The 17,556-nt window shown below is 64.6% G+C and carries 18 protein-coding genes; 8 read left to right on the top strand and 10 right to left on the bottom strand.

The features are described from left to right. Window positions 1–36 precede the first annotated feature (36 nt). Window positions 37–255, top strand: a complete 219-nt coding sequence (locus ACNJX9_RS20990; protein WP_057755648.1) for a hypothetical protein — start codon at window positions 37–39, stop codon at window positions 253–255. Here the strand turns inward: ACNJX9_RS20990 and tgt are convergent. After that, the gene (gene tgt, locus ACNJX9_RS20985; RefSeq protein WP_439404018.1) at window positions 252–1,400 is read right to left on the bottom strand and encodes a tRNA guanosine(34) transglycosylase Tgt; all 1,149 of its coding nucleotides are present in this window, start codon (window positions 1,398–1,400) and stop codon (window positions 252–254) included. The two genes, ACNJX9_RS20990 and tgt, sit on opposite strands and share 4 nt — an antisense overlap. Before the next feature lie 223 nt (window positions 1,401–1,623). Between tgt and ACNJX9_RS20980 the strand changes: the two genes are divergently transcribed. From ACNJX9_RS20980 to ACNJX9_RS20965, 4 genes are all read left to right on the top strand, one after another. Further along, window positions 1,624–2,766 carry a patatin-like phospholipase family protein gene (locus tag ACNJX9_RS20980; RefSeq protein WP_439404017.1) on the top strand — a complete coding sequence of 381 codons (1,143 nt, stop codon included), beginning with the start codon at window positions 1,624–1,626 and terminating at the stop codon, window positions 2,764–2,766. A 135-nt stretch (window positions 2,767–2,901) separates the two neighbouring features. Beyond that, window positions 2,902–3,648: a TetR/AcrR family transcriptional regulator gene (locus ACNJX9_RS20975; protein ID WP_439404016.1), complete on the top strand. Its 747-nt coding sequence runs from the start codon at window positions 2,902–2,904 to the stop codon at window positions 3,646–3,648. A gap of 270 nt (window positions 3,649–3,918) precedes the next feature. Next, on the top strand, window positions 3,919–4,524 hold the full coding sequence (locus ACNJX9_RS20970; protein ID WP_439404015.1) for a PepSY domain-containing protein: 606 nt from the start codon (window positions 3,919–3,921) through the stop codon (window positions 4,522–4,524). A gap of 228 nt (window positions 4,525–4,752) precedes the next feature. Then, entirely contained in the window at window positions 4,753–5,790 is a 1,038-nt protein-coding gene (locus ACNJX9_RS20965; RefSeq protein WP_439404014.1) for an aspartate-semialdehyde dehydrogenase, read from the top strand. A 118-nt stretch (window positions 5,791–5,908) separates the two neighbouring features. Here the strand turns inward: ACNJX9_RS20965 and queA are convergent, their stop codons facing one another. From queA to coaD, 5 genes are all read right to left on the bottom strand, one after another. Beyond that, window positions 5,909–6,982, bottom strand: coding sequence for a tRNA preQ1(34) S-adenosylmethionine ribosyltransferase-isomerase QueA (queA, locus tag ACNJX9_RS20960; RefSeq protein WP_057755657.1), 1,074 nt, complete (start codon window positions 6,980–6,982; stop codon window positions 5,909–5,911). A gap of 100 nt (window positions 6,983–7,082) precedes the next feature. Next, the gene (locus tag ACNJX9_RS20955) at window positions 7,083–7,547 is read right to left on the bottom strand and encodes a peptidylprolyl isomerase (RefSeq protein ID WP_057755660.1); all 465 of its coding nucleotides are present in this window, start codon (window positions 7,545–7,547) and stop codon (window positions 7,083–7,085) included. Next, window positions 7,544–7,954, bottom strand: coding sequence for a hypothetical protein (locus ACNJX9_RS20950; RefSeq protein WP_057755662.1), 411 nt, complete (start codon window positions 7,952–7,954; stop codon window positions 7,544–7,546). The genes ACNJX9_RS20955 and ACNJX9_RS20950 overlap by 4 nt, the downstream gene beginning before the upstream one ends. Before the next feature lie 8 nt (window positions 7,955–7,962). Then, window positions 7,963–8,538 (bottom strand): peptidylprolyl isomerase, encoded by a 576-nt coding sequence (locus ACNJX9_RS20945; protein ID WP_057755664.1) that lies wholly within the window; start codon window positions 8,536–8,538, stop codon window positions 7,963–7,965. Window positions 8,539–8,578: 40 nt separating this feature from the next. Continuing rightward, entirely contained in the window at window positions 8,579–9,073 is a 495-nt protein-coding gene (gene coaD, locus ACNJX9_RS20940; RefSeq protein WP_057755666.1) for a pantetheine-phosphate adenylyltransferase, read from the bottom strand. A gap of 259 nt (window positions 9,074–9,332) precedes the next feature. Here coaD and ACNJX9_RS20935 point away from each other — a divergent pair, with 259 nt between their 5' ends. Both ACNJX9_RS20935 and ACNJX9_RS20930 read left to right on the top strand, forming a co-directional pair. Continuing rightward, entirely contained in the window at window positions 9,333–9,590 is a 258-nt protein-coding gene (locus ACNJX9_RS20935; RefSeq protein ID WP_057755668.1) for a hypothetical protein, read from the top strand. 215 nt (window positions 9,591–9,805) lie between these two features. Continuing rightward, complete coding sequence (locus ACNJX9_RS20930; RefSeq protein WP_439410094.1) at window positions 9,806–11,659, top strand: potassium transporter Kup; 1,854 nt, start codon at window positions 9,806–9,808, stop codon at window positions 11,657–11,659. 235 nt (window positions 11,660–11,894) lie between these two features. Here ACNJX9_RS20930 and ACNJX9_RS20925 read toward each other — a convergent pair whose 3' ends face one another. From ACNJX9_RS20925 to ACNJX9_RS20910, 4 genes are all read right to left on the bottom strand, one after another. Further along, entirely contained in the window at window positions 11,895–12,680 is a 786-nt protein-coding gene (locus tag ACNJX9_RS20925; RefSeq protein WP_271601213.1) for a substrate-binding domain-containing protein, read from the bottom strand. 3 nt (window positions 12,681–12,683) lie between these two features. After that, window positions 12,684–15,422, bottom strand: a complete 2,739-nt coding sequence (gene gyrA, locus ACNJX9_RS20920) for a DNA gyrase subunit A (protein WP_439404013.1) — start codon at window positions 15,420–15,422, stop codon at window positions 12,684–12,686. 128 nt (window positions 15,423–15,550) lie between these two features. Next, window positions 15,551–15,769, bottom strand: a complete 219-nt coding sequence (locus tag ACNJX9_RS20915) for a hypothetical protein (RefSeq protein ID WP_439404012.1) — start codon at window positions 15,767–15,769, stop codon at window positions 15,551–15,553. Window positions 15,770–15,870: 101 nt separating this feature from the next. Further along, a complete protein-coding gene (locus tag ACNJX9_RS20910; RefSeq protein ID WP_057755676.1) occupies window positions 15,871–16,368 on the bottom strand; it encodes a single-stranded DNA-binding protein in 498 nt (165 codons plus the stop codon). Between the two features lie 423 nt (window positions 16,369–16,791). Here ACNJX9_RS20910 and ACNJX9_RS20905 point away from each other — a divergent pair, with 423 nt between their 5' ends. Then, on the top strand, window positions 16,792–17,553 hold the full coding sequence (locus ACNJX9_RS20905; protein WP_439404011.1) for an outer membrane protein: 762 nt from the start codon (window positions 16,792–16,794) through the stop codon (window positions 17,551–17,553). Window positions 17,554–17,556 lie beyond the last annotated feature (3 nt).

Below are 17,556 nucleotides of genomic sequence, written 5' to 3'. Positions count from 1 at the left end.
GTTAGACTTAGGTCTCAAAGCAGGGAGGTCACCACGATGTCAGCAGTCGCTGAAGTGTTGTCGACCGTCGCGGCAAGGCGTGATCCGCGTTGTAGCGAGTTGCCCACCTGTCCCGTCTGCGCCGATTCCATGGTCGCCGCTGAAGCGTCCGCCTACGTCTCGGATCACATGATCTCGTATCTCTGGACCTGTGACAATTGCGGCTACGGTTTCGTGACCAAGCATGCCGTCAAGCAGCGGATCGTGTGCAACTAGCGCGGGGCGATGTCGCCCCTCGCCCAGTCCTCGCGTGTACGCCGATAGAACTCGTCGAATGTTCCGCGTGCGATCGCGTCCCTGATGCCCTGCATCAGGGACTGGTAGTAGGCGATATTGATTTCGGACAGCAGCATCGCCCCCAGCGTCTCGCCCGCCTTGACGAGATGGTGCAGATAGGCGCGTGCGCAATTGCGCGTTGATGGCCACGCACTCTCCTCATCGAGCGGACGCGGATCGTCGGCGTGGCGGGCGTTGCGCAAATTGACCTGGCCGAAGCGGGTGAAGGCGACACCGTGGCGGCCATTGCGCGTCGGCATCACGCAATCGAACATGTCGACACCGCGTTTCACCGCCTCGAGAATGTCGTCGGGGGTGCCGACGCCCATGAGGTAGCGGGGCCGGTCGGCCGGCAGCGCCGGCGCCGTCTCGTCGATCATCGCCAGCATCACGGCCTGCGGCTCGCCCACGGCAAGACCGCCGATCGCATAGCCATGGAAGCCGATCTCGACCAGGCCTTGCGCGCTCGCATGGCGCAGTTCCGGCACGTCGCCGCCCTGGACGATGCCGAACAGCATGTAGCCGTCTGGCGCGCTCTCGAAGGCACGCTTGCTGCGTTCGGCCCAGCGCAGCGACAGCCGCATCGCGCGCTCGACGTCGTCGCGCTCGGCCGGCAGCCGCACGCATTCGTCCATCTGCATCGCAATGTCGGAGCCGAGGTAGCGCTGCACCTCGATCGAGCGCTCCGGCGACAGTTCGACCTTGGCGCCGTCGATATGGGAGCGGAACGTGACGGCGTGCTCGCTGACCTTGCGCAGGTCCGCCAGCGACATCACCTGGAAGCCGCCGGAATCCGTCAGCATCGGCCCGTTCCAGCCGGTGAACCGCTGCAATCCGCCGAGCGCGTGGATGCGCTCCGCGCCGGGACGCAGCATCAGATGATAGGTGTTGCCGAGCACGATATCGGCGCCGGCATCGCGCACCTCGCGCCAGTGCATGCCCTTCATGGCACCGGCGGTGCCGACAGGCATGAAAGCAGGCGTCCGCACCACGCCATGGGGCGTGGTCAGGTGGCCGGTGCGCGCAGCGCCATCGGTGGCCAGCAGCTCGAAATGATTGGGTAGATCGGTATCGGGAAGATTCATGGCGGTGCTTATTGCGTGTCGGGCGAGCCCGATCAACCCGCACGATGCCCCAGACTGGCACGGCGTTGACGCGGACGTGATGACACCGGCTGCTTGATGAACAAAACGATACAGTGTAGTTTTACTGCCGGGGCTGGACGAAACGCCGCGGCACATGGCCTGCGGCCGCAGATGCGTGATCGCCAGCCACCGACCGATGCCCCTCCCCACATGTTCGACGGACATGTCCGCCGCCTCTGACGGCTGGACCAAGCGCGTGATCGGGTCCCTGGTCCTGGCATGCAGCCTGACACTCGCCGCCTGCACCTCGATCCCCCGCACGCCCTACACGGCGGCCGATGCCAGCAGCTCGCGCGTGCTCGATATCGAGGGCCTCAGGCGCTACGCCGACGAGCCCATCACCAAGTTCAGCTTCGCGCAGGACAAGGCGACCGGAAGCCGAACCTATCTGGCGCTCTCCGGCGGCGGCGCCGACGGCGCCTACGGCGTCGGTGTGCTCAATGGCTGGAGCGCAGCACGCAACCGTCCGACCTTCTCCGTCGTATCAGGGGTGAGCACCGGCGGCCTGATTGCCCCCTTTGCCTTCCTCGGATCGCAATATGACGACACGCTGCGCGAGCTTTACACCAGCGGCATCGCCGAGAGCCTCTTGAACGATCCCAGCATCATCCGCGTGCTGTTCGGCTCCGGCCTGTTCGGCAATACGCGGCTGCGCGAGCTGGTCGCGCGCTATGTCGGACCCGAGCTCATGGCGCAGGTCGCGCGCGAGAGCGCCAAGGGCCGGCGGCTCTTGGTGGTCACCACCGATCTCGACACCCAGCGCACCGCGATCTGGGACATGGGCAAGATCGCCGCGGTCGGCACGCCCGAGGCGCTGAAACTGTTTCGTGACGTGATGGCGGCCTCCGCCAGTATTCCCCTGGTGTTTCCGCCCATCCTGATCGAGGCCGAAGGCCAGGGTCACAAGTTTCAGGAGATGCATGTCGACGGCGGCGTGACGGCGCCGGTGCTGACGCTGCCCGAGGCCTTGCTGTTGCAGGGACGCCTGCCCGGCAACGCGAAGATGGACATCTACATCCTCGTCAACAAGAAGATCGAGCGCAATTTCGAGCTGGTCGCCAACAGCACGATCGACGTCGCCTCGCGCAGCCTGTCCGCCATCACGCAATCGCAGACGCGCGCGATCATCCTGTCGACCTACGATTTCGCAGAGCGCAACCACCTCGGCTTCCATCTCTCCTATATCGAGCGAGACTACCCGGCGCCGCCGTCGGAAGGCTTCGACACCGGCTATATGCGGGCGCTCTACCAGTACGGCTACGAGAAAGCGGCCGGCGGCCAGGCCTGGACCTCGCAGATGCCGTGATATCCGCATCGCGGAACGGTGGTGGCGGAAGACCGTTGACGACACGGCCAATTCGGCCAGATTCGCCATGACGCCTTGGTTGCTGCGCGTTATAGAGCAATGATCACTGTCGGGAACGCGCAGGAACCACTGGGCATGGGATTGACTGCGACCAAGGCAAAAACGGCAACGGCGCGACGCGAGGTGTCGAAATCGCGCGGCGGCCGGCCGACCAAGAGCGCCGCGATCGAGCGCGATCAGCGGCTGATCGAGGTCGCCACCCGCCTGTTCCTCGATCGCGGCTTTGACGCAACCTCGCTCGATGCGGTGGCCGAGGCCGCGCGGGTCAGCAAGCCCACCGTCTATTCCCGTTACGGCGACAAGCGCGGCCTGTTTGCCGCCGTTCTCCGCCGCGAGATCGCGCGCTGGCTGGCGCCGCTGTCGGCCGCGGCGGAAACGCAGCTCAGCAGCGCCTCCGATATCCCGGTCGAACAGCGGCTGGTCGAGATCGGGCGCGAGATGCTCAATTTCACCTGCGGTCCCGACGCCATGGCCTTCAGCCGCATGATGACGTCGCAGGCCATCAACTTCCCTGACGTCGCCAAGCTCGGCAAGGAAGAGGGCTGGTTGAAGGCCGTCGCGACCACCGCCCGCTTCTTCGACCATCTGGTGTCGCAAGGCGCGCTCGATGTCGACGACACCACGATCGCGGCCGAAGTGTTCCTCGACGTTGTGGTCGGCCACACCCACCGCATGGCGACGTTCGGCACGCCGATGGAGTTCAAGGCCGCCGAGAAGCGCATGCGCGCGGCGATCAAGCTGTTCCTGGCCGGCGCGATCGGTCCTGCGGACCGCATCCAGGGCGCACCGAAGCCCGCGCAACGGCGCCGCCCCTCCCGCTGACATTTCCGTGAGACCGGCGATTTGTCCCCTGCAGAGGATGGTCGCTTCGTTGACCAAAATAAAACGATACGGTATGGTTTTGTTTGTAGAGCGGTGCGGGCCACTTTTTTCACCAGCCCCAAAAGAGGACCGAACCGCTTAGATCGCCGCGACGGGTACAGCCCGCTAGCGACGCTCCGCGGCCGGCCGGTGCCCAAGGCCGGCCGCGATTTCTTTACGAACATTCGGCAGACTTGCTGGTGCGAGACCTGCCGGCCGAAGGTTTGGACCATGAGCGCGACAAGACCAGGGATATGCGGATTGCTGGTGATCGCCCTGTCAGGGTTGCTCATCGCAGCGCCTGTTCGCGCGACCATCTCGGCGGGCTCTACGCCCGCCACCCTCCACAGCGAGACAGATGGGGACGCCGCGACCGATCGCCAGGCCGTCAGCCGCGAAATCGAGCGCTTCCGCTCTTCGTCGATCTCGATCAGCCAGGCGATGGCGATCGCGGAAGCCCGTCATGCCGGCGCGACCACCGCGGATATCAGTTTCGACGGCGGCTCGGGCGTGCCCGTCTACCGGGTCAAGACCCTGCACAACGACCGGGTCTGGCGGTACACCATCAACGCGGCGACCGGCGAGGTCATCGGCGGCGAGGCCGCCCTGCCCCTCACTGAGCTCGACAACGAGGATCGCAGCAACCTCGCCGCACTCGGCATCATCAAGCACCGCCTGGCTGACGCCGTGCGCGTCGCCGAGAAGGCGGCATCAGGCAAGGCCATCAGCGGCGGGCTGGTGCGCGAGGGCGGCCGGCTCAATTTCGCGATCGTCGTCATCAGCGGCGACGATCTCAAGGAGGTCCTGCTCGAGCCACCGGGCGTGCGGGGCAAGTAACGAGGCCAAAATCCCGCCCAAAAGCCATTGACGGACGCAAAACTCTCCCGCATAAGTCCCGCCATGTTCACGACCACCAAACGCACGACCAAAACCACCACGGCCTTCGGGGCCCGGGGAGGCGTGCGCGCATAGTCGTCGACTAAAACGCATCAAGCTCTGCCGAAGCCCCGCCCATGATGGTCCGGGGCTTTTTTGTTGCCTGAATCCCAGCTCAACCGAAATGCAATGGAGGACAAAGTGAGTAACGATCCCGTCGTCGCGATTGTCGGCGTCACCGGTGCGGTGGGCGCCGAATTCATCGCCACCATGGACAAGCGCGGCTTTCGCGTCGGCAAGCTCAAGGCGCTTGCCAGCGCCCGCTCCGCCGGCAAGACGGTATCGTTCCGCGGCCAGAACATCGTCATCGAGGAATTGACCGAACGCGCCTTCGAGGGCGTCGACATCGCGCTGTTCTCCGCCGGCAGCGGCATCTCGAAGAGGTTCGCGCCCATCGCGGTCAAGGCCGGCGCGGTCGTCGTCGACAACTCCTCAGCCTTCCGCATGGATCCGAACGTGCCGCTGGTCATCCCCGAAGTGAACGCTGGCCGTATCCGCCACCACAAGGGCATCATCGCCAACCCGAACTGCGCCGCGATCACCGCGCTGGTGCCGCTCTGGCCAATCCATCAGAAGAACCGCATCAAGCGCGTCATCATCTCGACCTATCAGGCCGCCTCCGGCGCCGGCGCCGCCGCAATGGACGAGCTCGTCGAGTCGACCCGCGCCAATCTCAACGGGCAGGTCTACACGCCCAAGGTGATGCCGCACCCCTACGCGTTCAATCTCTTCAACCACAACACGGCCGTCGACCCCGAGACCGGCTACAACGACGAAGAGACCAAGGTCATCAAGGAAACCCGCAAGATCTTCGAGGACGAGAATATCGCGATCGGCGTCACCTGCGTCCGCGTGCCGGTGCTGCGCGCCCATTGCGAGGCCATCACCTTCGAATGCGAGAGGCCGATCACCGAGGACCAGGTCCGCAGCCTCATGGCGCAGGCGCCAGGCGTGAAGGTCGTCGACGACCGCCTCAAGAACTACTTCCCGATGCCGATCGACGCCTCGGGCCAGGACGATGTCCTGGTCGGCCGCATCCGCAAGGACCTCAGCGACCCCTCCGGCCATTCGATCTCGATGTTCGTGGCGGCCGATCAGCTGCTCAAGGGCGCCGCGCTGAACGCCGTGCAGATCGCGGAGCTGCTGCCGCAGCGGGTGATGGCGTAACCGGAGCTGTAAGAACAGGCCTCGTAGGGTGGGCAAAGGCGCGCAAGCGCCGTGCCCACCGTTCTTATCCGGATTCAAGAAGGACGTGGGCACGCTTCGCTTTGCCCACCCTACGGCACTACGGCACTGCCCGAAACAGAAGACACGCGTCCCCATACGAATAGAACCGGTACCCGTTCGCGATCGCATGCGCATAGGCCTGCTTCATCGTACCCAGCCCCGCGAACGCCGACACCAGCATGAACAGCGTCGACTTCGGCAGATGGAAATTCGTCATCAGAATATCGACCGCGCGAAAACGATAGCCGGGCGTGATGAAGATCGAGGTCTCGGCCGCGAACGGCTGGATGGTGCCGTCCTCGGTGGTGGCGCTTTCCAGCAGCCGCAATGACGTGGTGCCGACGGCGATGATGCGGCCGCCGTTCTTGCGCGCGCTGTTGAGCCGCTCCGCAATCTCGGCGGAGATCGTCCCCCACTCGGCATGCATCTTGTGAGCGTCGGTGTCATCGACCTTCACCGGCAGGAACGTCCCTGCCCCGACATGCAGCGTGACCCTGACGATGCCGACGCCGCGTTCGCGCAGCGCTTGCTCCAGCGCCGGGGTGAAATGCAGGCCCGCGGTCGGCGCAGCCACCGCGCCTTCGTTGGTCGCGAACATGGTCTGGTAGTCCGCGAGGTCCTGATCGTCAGGCGTACGTTTTGAGGCGATGTAAGGCGGCAGCGGCGGGCTGCCGAGATCGGCGATCGCCTGGTCCAACGCGGGCCCATGGAACGAGAAGCCAAGCGTCACCTCGCCTTCCATCCCCTTGGCCTCGACCTCGGCATCGAGATGGCCGAGCAGGCAGACCTTGCCCTCATTGCCGAAGCGGATGCGGTCGCCGGGTGTGAGCTTCTTCGCGGGCTTCACCAGCGCCTGCCAGCGCGAGCCGTCGAGCCGCTTGATCAAGGTCGCCTCGATCTTCGGCTCGGTCTCGCGGCCGATGCGGCGGCCCTTCAATTGCGCCGCGATCACCTTGGTGTCGTTGACGACGAGCTGGTCGCCCGGCTTCAGCCAGTGCGGCAGATCCGCAATGGTCTGGTCGCGCAGCGCGCCGTTCTCCACGACCAGCATTTTCGCGGAGTCGCGGGGACTGGCCGGGCGCAAGGCGATGCGCTCCGGCGGCAGGTCGAAATCGAAGAGGTCGGTGCGCATGGTCCGCTATGACGTCATTCCGGGGCGCGCAAGGCGCGAACCCGGAATCTCGAGGTTCCGGGTTCGGCTCTGCGAGCCGCCCCGGAACGACGACAGATGCCTATTCCTTATCCACCGCCATCCGCGCCTTGACGATCTTGTCCGGGTTCTGGACCGGCTCGCCGCGCTTGATCTTGTCGACGTTCTCCATGCCCTCGGTGACCTTGCCCCACACCGTGTATTGGTTGTCGAGGAAACGGGCATCGTCGAAGCAGATGAAGAACTGGCTGTCGCCGGAATCCGGGCTCGCCGCGCGCGCCATCGAGGCGGTGCCGCGCACGTGCGGCTCCTTGTTGAACTCGGCCTTCAGCTTCTTGCCGGAGCCGCCGGTGCCGGTGCCGTGCGGGCAGCCGGTCTGGGCCATGAAGCCCTCGATCACGCGATGGAACACGATGCCGTCGTAGAAGCCCTCGCGGACCAGCTCCTTGATGCGGGCGACATGGCCGGGCGCGAGGTCCGGACGCATCTCGATGGTGACGGGGCCCTGCGTGGTCTCGAGGATCAATGTGTTTTCGGTGACGCTCATGCTCGTCTCTCTTGTGTTGGAGGTGAAGTCTTCCGGCGACGGATCGGGATCGCGAAGGGACGTCCCGCGGCCGCGCCGGCCATTGCATCGGTAAATGGCAACGGCGTGCAGCGTTGCAATGTCTCCATCACCGCGATGCGGTACTGCAGCCGGTCTTCGTCGGTGGCATCCGCGGATTCATAGGAAATTCGCGGATGGCCCAAAATGTTTCCACTCCGGTTAAAGCTCACGATGACGGTGATGTCGATGGGGTGAGCCTTGCTGGCGGGTGGCGGTTTCCAGCAGGTTTGCAGGTACCTGGAAATGTCCGCGATGGTGTCCACCTTCGCGTCGTCGGCAGCGGCACCGATGGTGGCGAGCAGGAGCGCTGCGGCAGCGAGCAGAAGCCTGTCGCCGCGGCGCGCCATGAGCCCTCCTACTTGATGTCGGAGGCGACCTGCACCTTCACCATCTTGTCGGGATCGGTGACGGTGCCGCTCGGCGAGCCGGCCGGTGCCTTCTTCAGCTTGTCGACCACGTCCATGCCCTGCACGACCTCGCCGATGACGGTGTACTGGCCGTCGAGGCTGCCGCCGTCGGCGAACATGATGAAGAACTGCGAGTTGGCGGTATCGACGCTGTCGCCGCGCCGTGCCATGCCGACGATGCCGCGCGCGAAGTGAACCTTGGAGAATTCCTGCTTCAGATTCGGATATTTCGAGCCACCGGTGCCGTTGCCGTTCTGGCCGTCGCCGGTCTGGGCCATGAAGCCGTCCATCACGCGGTGGAACGGCACGTTGTTGTAGAAGCCCTCGCGCGCCAGCTGCTTGAGGCGCTCGGCGTGCTGCGGCGCCAGGTCGGTCCTGAGCTTGATGACGATGCGGCCCTTTGTGGTGTCGATGACGAGCGCATTGGCCTTGTCGAGATTGGCCGGCAGCTGCTGCGCCACGGCCGGGGCCGCGCCAATAAGCGCGACAAACATCGTGGCAAGGATTGCGAAACGACGGTTCATGAAAGCTCCGGATCAGATGAGATGAAGAAGTGCGCCGTTATCAGGCGAATTTGGCCTTGAGCAAGGATGCAACGAGCGGCGGCACGAACGCCGACACGTCACCACCCATACCCGCGATCTGTCGCACCAGTGTGGCGGTGATCGGGCGGACCATGGGGGATGCCGGCAGGAAGACCGTATGCACCTCCGGCGCCATGGCCTCATTCATGCCTGCGAGCTGCATTTCGTAGTCGAGGTCGGTACCGTCGCGCAAACCTCTGATCATGATGGTGGCACCATGCTTGCGGGCGGCGGTCACCGAGAGATCGTCAAAGGTGGTGGTCTCCAGCGTACAACCCGCCTGGGCCGCCACCGGCCCACAGACATCATGCAGCATTTTCAGCCGCTCCTCGGTCGAGAACAGCGGCTTCTTGCCGGGATGAGCGCCGATAGCGACAACAAGCCTGTCGCACAGGGGGACGGCATGCCGGACCACGTCCAGATGGCCGTTGGTGATGGGGTCGAAGGAACCTGGGTAAAAGGCAATGCGCGGCATGGCCCCGTCCTACCTCGCCCGGCCCTGCCCGGCAAGCCGGGCCGGTTCCCTGCGCCTATCCTGCCGATTTTTCCGGCATTCCGAGTCGGAACGGGCCGGTTTGTTTCGTCCTGGGGGCGTCCACGACACACAACCGGATGCGCACGAAACCATTTCCGGCATCGGCGAAGACGTCCGGAAACTCGGCATGGTTACTAATCCAGCCAACGAATGACGGGCCGCATACTGGGCGTAGCGGCCGCATCACAGGGGACCGTCAATGATCAAGGCTCTTTCAGCGATCGCTGTTGCTGCGTGTGTTGCTGCAGCCCTCACCCTGCTGCCCGGTTTTGCTCCCACCGTTGAAGCGAGCGTGCCGCAACCGCTGGCCAAGGCCGACCGGCTCGACATCAAGGCCATCGGCAGGGATTGCTCGCAGCAGGCGTGGCCGAACTTCGAGGCGTCCTGCCTGCGTCGCGCCGGCACCAAGTCCGACGTCCGCGTTGCGCGCCTGGTCACGGCAGACCGCACCCCTTAGGCGACTTGTCAGGCTGGCGTCATAAACGCCGGCACAAGCTCCGATAGAACCCCCGATAGAAACCCCATGGCAATTTGCGGCGTCTCGTCGCAGAGTGGTTGACGCGCGCACCCGCCGGAATGACCCGACGGGTGCGATTCCCATCGAGGGGTTTGCAATTGTCCAGTACGCCCGCGGTCGCTTCCGGCCATCATCCCAATCCGCTTCCGCTTGCCATGACCATGGGCGCCCTCGGCGTGGTCTATGGCGATATCGGCACCAGCCCCCTGTATGCCCTGAAGGAAGCTGCCAAGGCGGCCGCCCATGGCGGCACAGTGACACAGGATGCTGTGCTCGGCGTCGCCTCGCTGATCCTGTGGGCCCTGCTGCTCATCATCTCGCTGAAATATGCGCTGTTGATCCTGCGCGCGGACAACCGCGGCGAAGGCGGCATCGTTGCGCTGCTGGCGCTGCTGCATGCCCGCCACGCCCAGCCCGGGACCTGGCGCGCGCACCTGCTCGTCGTCGGCCTGGTCGGTGCGGCGTTGCTCTATGGCGACGGCGCGATTACGCCGGCTATCTCGGTGCTATCGGCCATTGAAGGCCTCAAGGTCGACGCGCCCTCGCTCTCCCCCGTGGTCGTGCCCGTTACCATCGCCATCCTGGTCGGCCTGTTCGTGATGCAAAAGCAGGGCACCGGCTTCATCGGCCGCATCTTCGGCCCGGTCATGCTGGCCTGGTTCATCGTGCTGGCCGCGCTCGGCATCCACGGCATCTTCAAGGCGCCGGCCGTGCTGGCGGCGCTCAGCCCGTTCTATGCCTTCGACTTCCTGATCCATCAGGACTTCCAGGTCTCCTTCGCGATCCTCGGCGCGGCCTTCCTCGCGGTGACAGGCGGCGAGGCGATGTATGCCGATATGGGACATTTCGGCCGTCTGCCGATTCGGCTCGCCTGGTTCGCGATCTGCTTGCCGGCGCTGGTGCTGAACTATTTCGGCCAGGCTGCGCTGCTGATCACCGATCCCTCGATGATCGAGAATCCGTTCTTCCAGCTTTGCCCTGACTTCCTGCATTACGGTCTGGTCGCGTTCTCCGCCGTTGCGACCGTGATCGCCTCCCAGGCGATCATCTCCGGTGTGTTCTCGCTGACCCAGCAGGCGATCCAGCTCGGCTTCCTGCCGCGCATGCAGATCCGCCACACGCAGAGCGACGCGATCGGCCAGATCTACGTGCCGCTGGTGAACTGGCTGCTCGCCGCCGCGACGCTCGGCGCTGTGCTGAGCTTCGGCACCTCGGACGCACTCGCCGGCGCCTATGGCATCGCGGTGTCGCTGCTGATGGCGATCACCACGCTGCTTGCGGCCCTGGTCGCGATCCAGTGGGGTTTTTCGCCGTGGCTGGTGGTGGCCGTCAACGGCTTCTTCTTCGTCATCGACATGATCTTCTTCGCGGCCAACTCGATCAAGCTGTTCGAGGGCGGCTGGTTTCCGCTGCTGCTCGCCGGCCTCGTTGCCTTTGTCATGCTGACCTGGCGGGCCGGCGTGAAACTGGTCGAGGCCGCGCGGGCAAGGCTGCGACAGCCCGAGGAGGACCTGATCGAGACCGCGGTCAACAAGTGCAGCGCGCGCCTGCCCGGCACAGCGGTGTTCCTGGCCTCGGCCCCGAAAGGCGTGCCGCTGGCGCTCACGCAGTTCGTCAAGCACAACCGCGTGCTGCATGAACGCGTGCTGCTGGTCACCGTGCTGATCGAGGAATCCCCGCATGTTCCCGACGAGGATCGGGCCGAGGTGATCGAGATCATTCCCGGCATCACCCGCGTGATCCTGCATTACGGCTTCATGCAGAATCCGACCATCTACGAAGGCCTGACCCTCACGTGCCGCCAAGGCAAGCTGCCCGGCATCGACCTCGCCGACATCACCTATTACGTCGGCCGCGAGACCATCATCCCGCGCGAGGACGTCCCTGGCATGTGGGTCTGGCGCGAAGGCCTGTTTGCCTTCCTGCAGCGCAACGCCGAACGCTCGGCGGCGTTCTTCGGCGTGCCGACCAAGCAGGTCGTCGAATTCGGCACGGAGCTGGAGATCTAGGGCAAGTGCGTAGCCCGGATGGAGCGAAGCGCAATCCGGGTTTCTTGCCGCGCATCGAGAGTCCCGGATTACGCTTGCGCTCCATCCGGGCTACGGGCCCGACCTTCAAGCCATGAGGACCGGAGACGATCCACCTCTATGGCGCACTGGAGCTCTGGTGCTGGATGGCACAGATCGGCAAGCGCGAGGAGCTCGCCAATCTCACGAGAGAGCTTGCGACCGCCTCACAGTCTGCTCAGTGCGGCAAAGGCCTCATTCCGGACTTGGTGATCACCGTGGCGGCATCCGCCGAAGACAGGAAGCGCAGCAAGGCCATCGCGGCGTCGGACTGTTGTGAATTCCTGGGCAAGGCACCGACATACAGCGTCGGTGGCTGAACCTCGGACGGCACGGTGCCCACGAAATCGATTCCTGGCACGTGGATCAGCTCCGGGACTTGCTGGAAGCCGATCTCCGCCTCACCGCGGGCGACCACGGCAGCGACCGGTTCACCTGATGGCGGGCCGCGCACCTTGCGGGTTTTGCCGGAGATCTCATCGGCGACGCCGAGCTTCTTGAATCCGATCGTCGACAGATAAGTGCCGCTGGAACTGTCCGAATAGGCGATGGACTTCGCCGCAAGCAGCGTCTTGCGAAGTGCATCCATCGTGCTGATGTCGGGCTTGGGTTGCCCGGCCCGGACCACCATGCCGATGAACGATTCCGCCAGGGGCACCCGGCTGCCCGCGCGCGTCAGTCCCTTCTGGTCCAGCAGATCGACGCCAATGCCGTCCATGATCACGACGTCGGCCTCCTCGCCGCGCGACAGGCGCGTCGGAATGGCTTCCGGTGAATCGCCAACTGAAGGGCCGCGTGTCGTGATGAGCTTGTGCCCCGTCGACTTCTCGAAGGCTGGACCGAGCTCTTCATACACGGCGAAGAACCCGGCTGAGATCATCACCCTGACATCAGCGGCAGACGCGCTGGTCGCAAAAGTAACGGCCAGAAGGACGGCAAACAGGTAACCAATGGCGCGCTGCATACGTTACGCCCCGTTGCCGTTCTCGCCATTGCCGCTCTCCGCCTCTTCCGTGATGTGCTCCACCGAGACGACATGCTCGTCCTCGGCGGTGTCGAACACGATCACGCCCTGCGTTGAGCGGCCGGCGATGCGGATGCCTTCGACCGGGCAGCGGATCAGCTGGCCCTTGTCGGTGACCAGCATGATCTGATCCGCGTCCTCGACGGGGAAGGACGCGACGAGGTTGCCGTTGCGGTTGTTGACGCTCATGGCGACGATGCCTTTGCCGCCGCGGCCCGTGGTGCGGTACTCGTAGGACGAGGTCCGCTTGCCATAGCCGTTGACGGAGACGGTCAGTACGACCTGCTCGGCCGCCGACATCTCGGCATAGCGCTCCTGCGCGAGCTGGAAGCTGCCGGAGGTCTCCTCGCCGTCGGCGTCCGCTGCCGGCTCCTCGGCAGCAGCTTCGCCGGCGACGGCGCGGCGCATCTTCAAATAGGCCGAACGCTCGTCCGAAGTGGTTTCGACATGGCGCAGGATCGCCAGGGAGATCACCTTGTCACCCTCGCCAAGCGCAATGCCCCGCACGCCCATCGAGGTGCGCCCGGTGAACACGCGCACGTCGGGGACCGGGAAACGGATGCACTGGCCGCCGGCCGCGGTCAGCAGCACGTCGTCATGCTCGGTGCAGATCTGCACGTCGACGATCGCTTCGCCGTCGTCGAGCTTCATTGCGATGATGCCGGAGCGGCGAACGTCGACGAAGTCGGACAGCTTGTTGCGCCGGACGTTGCCGCCTGTGGTGGCGAACATCACGTCCAACTGGCCCCAGGTGGATTCATCCTCGGGCAGCGGCATGATGGTGGTGATGCGCTCGCCCTGCTCCAGCGGCAGGATGTTGATCAGCGCCTTGCCGCGCGCGTTGGGAGCTGCCATCGGCAGCCGCCAGACCTTCTCCTTGTAGACCTGGCCGCGCGACGAGAAGAACAGCACCGGCGTATGAGTCGACGCGACAAAGAGCCGGCTGACAAAGTCCTCGTCGCGGGTCTGCATGCCGGAGCGGCCCTTGCCGCCGCGGCGCTGGGCGCGATAGGCCGACAGCGGCACGCGCTTGACATAGCCGGCGTGCGAGACGGTGACCACCATGTCCTCGCGCTGGATCAGGTCCTCGTCCTCGACCTCGCCTTCCTGCTCCATGATCACGGTCTTGCGCGGGGTGGCGAACTCGGCCTTCACCTCCGCAAGCTCGGTCTTGATGATATCGAGGATGCGGGCCCGCGAGCGCAGGATCTCGAGGTAGTCGCCGATCTCGCCGGCAAGCCTTGCCAGCTCCTCGCCGATCTCGTCGCGGCCGAGCGCGGTGAGGCGGGCCAGACGGAGTTCCAGGATCGCCCTCGCCTGCTCCAGCGACAGGCGGATGGTGCCGTTTTCGTTGATGCGATGGCGGGGATCATCGATCAGCGTGATGATGTCCTCGACGTCGCGCGCGGGCCAGTCGCGCGTCATCAGGGTCTCGCGCGCCGCCGCCGGCGTCGGCGAGTGCCTGATGACCTTGATGATCTCGTCGATATTGGCGACCGCGATGGCGAGGCCGACCTGCTCGTGCGCGCGCTCGCGCGCCTTGCGCAGCTTGTACTTGGTGCGGCGGGTGACGACCTGCTCGCGGAAGCCGACGAAGATCGTCAGCATGTCCTTCAGGTTCATCGTCTGCGGACGACCCGAGTCGAGCGCAACGGCGTTGACGCCAAAGGAGGTTTGCAGCGGCGTGAACTTGTAGAGCTGGTTCAACACCACGTCGGGCACGGCATCTCGCTTGAGCTCGACGACAACGCGGTAGCCATCGCGGTCGGATTCGTCGCGCAGGTCCGAGATGCCCTCGATCTTCTTTTCCTTGTAGAGCTCGGCGATGCGCTCGACCATCGTCGCCTTGTTCACCTGATACGGGATCTCGGTGATGACGATCGCCTCGCGCTCCTTGCGGATGGTCTCGAAGGTGACCTTGCCGCGCATCACGATGGAGCCGCGACCGAGATGATAGGCGCTGCGGATGCCCTGGCGTCCGAGGATGATGCCGCCGGTCGGGAAGTCCGGGCCCGGGATGATGTTAATGAGCTCGTCGATGGTCAGCGACGGATTGTCGATCAACGCCACGCAGGCGTCGATGACTTCGCCCAGATTGTGCGGCGGGATGTTGGTCGCCATGCCGACGGCGATGCCGCCGGCGCCGTTGACCAGGAGGTTCGGGAACCGCGCCGGCAGAACCACAGGCTCGCGCTCGGAGCCGTCGTAATTGTCCTGGAAATCGACCGTGTCGTCGTCGATGTCCTCGAGGAGCTTGAGCGCGATCTTGGTCAGGCGGGATTCGGTGTAGCGCATCGCCGCGGGCGGATCGCCGTCGACCGAGCCGAAATTGCCCTGTCCATCGATCAGGGGCGCGCGCATGGAGAAGTCCTGCGCCATGCGCACCAATGCGTCGTAGATCGCCTGGTCGCCATGGGGATGGTACTTACCCATGACTTCACCGACGGCACCGGCGGACTTCTTGTGCTTCTTGTCCGGCGTGTCGCCGCGATTGTTCATCGCGTAGAGGATGCGGCGGTGCACGGGCTTCAACCCGTCGCGCGCATCAGGCAGCGCGCGCGAAACGATCACGCTCATGGCGTAATCGAGGTAGGACTTTTTCATCTCCTCGTAGATCGAGACGGGGCGAATGTCCGAGGGTTGCGCCGGCTGGTCGCCGGGCTTGTTGTCGTCGTCAGCCAAGGGGGAATCCGGTGAGGTTTATCTGGGAATCATATAGCGCATCGAGGCCCCGATAACCACCCTTGCAGGAGGCCGGACAGCGCTTTTTCCGACTGTTTTTCCAGAGGCTTACGCCCAGCTCGGCACCATCAGGGCGTGGTCTCGGCGAGCCGCCGGGAACCAGCGCTCAAGTCCCCGAAAATCACATGGTGCATGATGGGCCCGGGCAGCAGCGTGAACAGTCCCGCCACCACCAGCGCGCCTGCAAACATCAGGATCATGATCCGCCGGTGATCGGTCACGCGGTGGGTACGCGCCCGCCAGACCGCCAGCGGCAGAGCGGGCACGATGTGAATTTGAGGCAACACGTCAGGCCAGCCCGGAAAGCCGAGCTTGGCCCGCCAATTGGTAAGAAAATCCGCCTCTTCAGGCGAGGGAGGCAAAGGCGGCGCAAAAACCCCGCTTGGCCCTAGAACGGGATATCGTCGTCCATGTCGTTGTTGCGGCCACCGCCGCCGGCGGCCACGGGGCGACGCGGTGCGCTGCTGACCGGGCCGGACGAGCCGAAATCGCCGCCGCCCTCATCGCCGAAGCTGCCGCCTCCTCCGCCACCGCCGCGGCCGTCGAGCATCGTCAGGGTCGAGTTGAAGCCCTGAAGCACGACCTCGGTCGAATACTTCTCGACGCCGCTCTGGTCGGTGTACTTGCGGGTCTGTAGCGCGCCCTCGATGTAAACCTTGGCGCCCTTCTTCAGATACTGTTCGACGATCTTGCAAAGCGGCTCGGAGAAAATCACGACGCGATGCCACTCGGTCTTTTCCTTGCGCTCGCCGGTGTTCTTGTCGCGCCAGGTCTCGGAGGTCGCGATGCTCAGATTTGCGATCGGCCGCCCGTCCTGGGTGCGGCGGATTTCCGGATCCTTGCCGAGATTTCCGACCAGAATGACCTTGTTGACGCTTCCCGCCATCGCCGCTCTCCACTCCAAATGCCACTGAATTTCGAAGGCGCGCCCGCGCCGCCGCCTGTTAAGCCGACCCTATACGCTTACAGGGGCCGATCGGCCCGGCACACCCTTGGTTATCCCCACATATAGCATCGATCGAACATTCGTTCCAGATTTGTTCCTCTCGAAATAGCGCGACCCAAGCGTGCAAACAGCGACTCATGCCGCTATGCACGCCGCCATGAATTGGAACCGGCTTAGGCAGAAAAATGATTAACATTCATTAGGTTACGCCCGGATCAATTGCCTGGCGACTGTTGCATTCCAGAGACGGACTCGGCCGCCCGGTTGGACTACGGTTGAGTCGCAATTGGTTCAATGATGGGCGTCGCGCCTGATTGACCGCTTCAGGGGACTATCGGAGCGGACGACACTGGGGAGACTGCAATGAAGAAAATTCTGTTTGGTGCAATTGGTATTGGCTTGGGCTTGTCAGCACCGGCGAGTGCTGCCGATCTTGCGGCACGTCCCTACACCAAGGCGCCGGCGCCGATGGTCGCCACCATCTACGACTGGAGCGGCTTCTACATCGGCATCAACGGCGGCGGCGGATCGAGCCACAAATGCTGGGACTTCGTCGCGCCGACCACCGGCACGCTGTTCGGCGAGGGTTGCCACAATGCCACCGGCGGCACGGTTGGCGGCCAGATCGGTTACCGCTGGCAATCGGCCAACTGGGTGTTCGGCCTCGAAGGCCAGGGCAACTGGGCCGACTTCTCCGGCGACAATGTCAGCACCCTCATCCCGACCCAGCGCAACCGCTCGAAGATCGACGCCTTCGGCCTGATCACGGGCCAGGTTGGCTACGCCTGGAACAACGTGCTGTTCTACGTGAAGGGCGGCGGTGCCGTGGTCGCCGACAAGTTCAATATCTACACCGCGCCCGGATTCGCCGGAGCCGGCACCCTGCTCGCCTCGGCCAGCGACAACCGCTGGGGCGGCACGGTTGGCGCCGGCCTCGAGTTCGGCTTCGCGCCGAACTGGTCGGTGGGCGTTGAGTACGACCACATCTTCCTGGGCAGCAGGACTCTGACGCTCAACGCGCCCGGTGGCACCGCATTCCAGACCGATCGCATCAGCCAGAATGTCGACATTGGTCTTGTCCGCGTCAATTATCGTTGGGGCGGCCCGGTCATCGCGAAATACTGATCC

This window comes from Bradyrhizobium sp. BLXBL-03, from assembly GCF_051853015.1.
Lineage (GTDB): Bacteria > Pseudomonadota > Alphaproteobacteria > Rhizobiales > Xanthobacteraceae > Bradyrhizobium > Bradyrhizobium manausense.
This window is presented reverse-complemented; position numbering and strand designations above follow the sequence as displayed.

What these genes read in the sequence shown, in the direction of transcription:
- ACNJX9_RS20905 (WP_439404011.1), top strand. Translation starts at nt 16,792, where the DNA reads ATGAAGAAAATTCTGTTTGGTGCAATTGGTATTGGCTTGGGCTTGTCA.
- queA (WP_057755657.1), bottom strand. Translation starts at nt 6,982, where the DNA reads ATGCGCACCGACCTCTTCGATTTCGACCTGCCGCCGGAGCGCATCGCC.
- ACNJX9_RS20990 (WP_057755648.1), top strand. Translation starts at nt 37, where the DNA reads ATGTCAGCAGTCGCTGAAGTGTTGTCGACCGTCGCGGCAAGGCGTGAT.
- ACNJX9_RS20925 (WP_271601213.1), bottom strand. Translation starts at nt 12,680, where the DNA reads ATGCAGCGCGCCATTGGTTACCTGTTTGCCGTCCTTCTGGCCGTTACT.
- ACNJX9_RS20935 (WP_057755668.1), top strand. Translation starts at nt 9,333, where the DNA reads ATGATCAAGGCTCTTTCAGCGATCGCTGTTGCTGCGTGTGTTGCTGCA.
- ACNJX9_RS20965 (WP_439404014.1), top strand. Translation starts at nt 4,753, where the DNA reads ATGGAGGACAAAGTGAGTAACGATCCCGTCGTCGCGATTGTCGGCGTC.
- ACNJX9_RS20980 (WP_439404017.1), top strand. Translation starts at nt 1,624, where the DNA reads ATGTCCGCCGCCTCTGACGGCTGGACCAAGCGCGTGATCGGGTCCCTG.
- coaD (WP_057755666.1), bottom strand. Translation starts at nt 9,073, where the DNA reads ATGCCGCGCATTGCCTTTTACCCAGGTTCCTTCGACCCCATCACCAAC.
- ACNJX9_RS20950 (WP_057755662.1), bottom strand. Translation starts at nt 7,954, where the DNA reads ATGGCGCGCCGCGGCGACAGGCTTCTGCTCGCTGCCGCAGCGCTCCTG.
- ACNJX9_RS20975 (WP_439404016.1), top strand. Translation starts at nt 2,902, where the DNA reads ATGGGATTGACTGCGACCAAGGCAAAAACGGCAACGGCGCGACGCGAG.
- ACNJX9_RS20910 (WP_057755676.1), bottom strand. Translation starts at nt 16,368, where the DNA reads ATGGCGGGAAGCGTCAACAAGGTCATTCTGGTCGGAAATCTCGGCAAG.
- tgt (WP_439404018.1), bottom strand. Translation starts at nt 1,400, where the DNA reads ATGAATCTTCCCGATACCGATCTACCCAATCATTTCGAGCTGCTGGCC.
- ACNJX9_RS20930 (WP_439410094.1), top strand. Translation starts at nt 9,806, where the DNA reads ATGACCATGGGCGCCCTCGGCGTGGTCTATGGCGATATCGGCACCAGC.
- ACNJX9_RS20945 (WP_057755664.1), bottom strand. Translation starts at nt 8,538, where the DNA reads ATGAACCGTCGTTTCGCAATCCTTGCCACGATGTTTGTCGCGCTTATT.
- ACNJX9_RS20955 (WP_057755660.1), bottom strand. Translation starts at nt 7,547, where the DNA reads ATGAGCGTCACCGAAAACACATTGATCCTCGAGACCACGCAGGGCCCC.
- ACNJX9_RS20970 (WP_439404015.1), top strand. Translation starts at nt 3,919, where the DNA reads ATGAGCGCGACAAGACCAGGGATATGCGGATTGCTGGTGATCGCCCTG.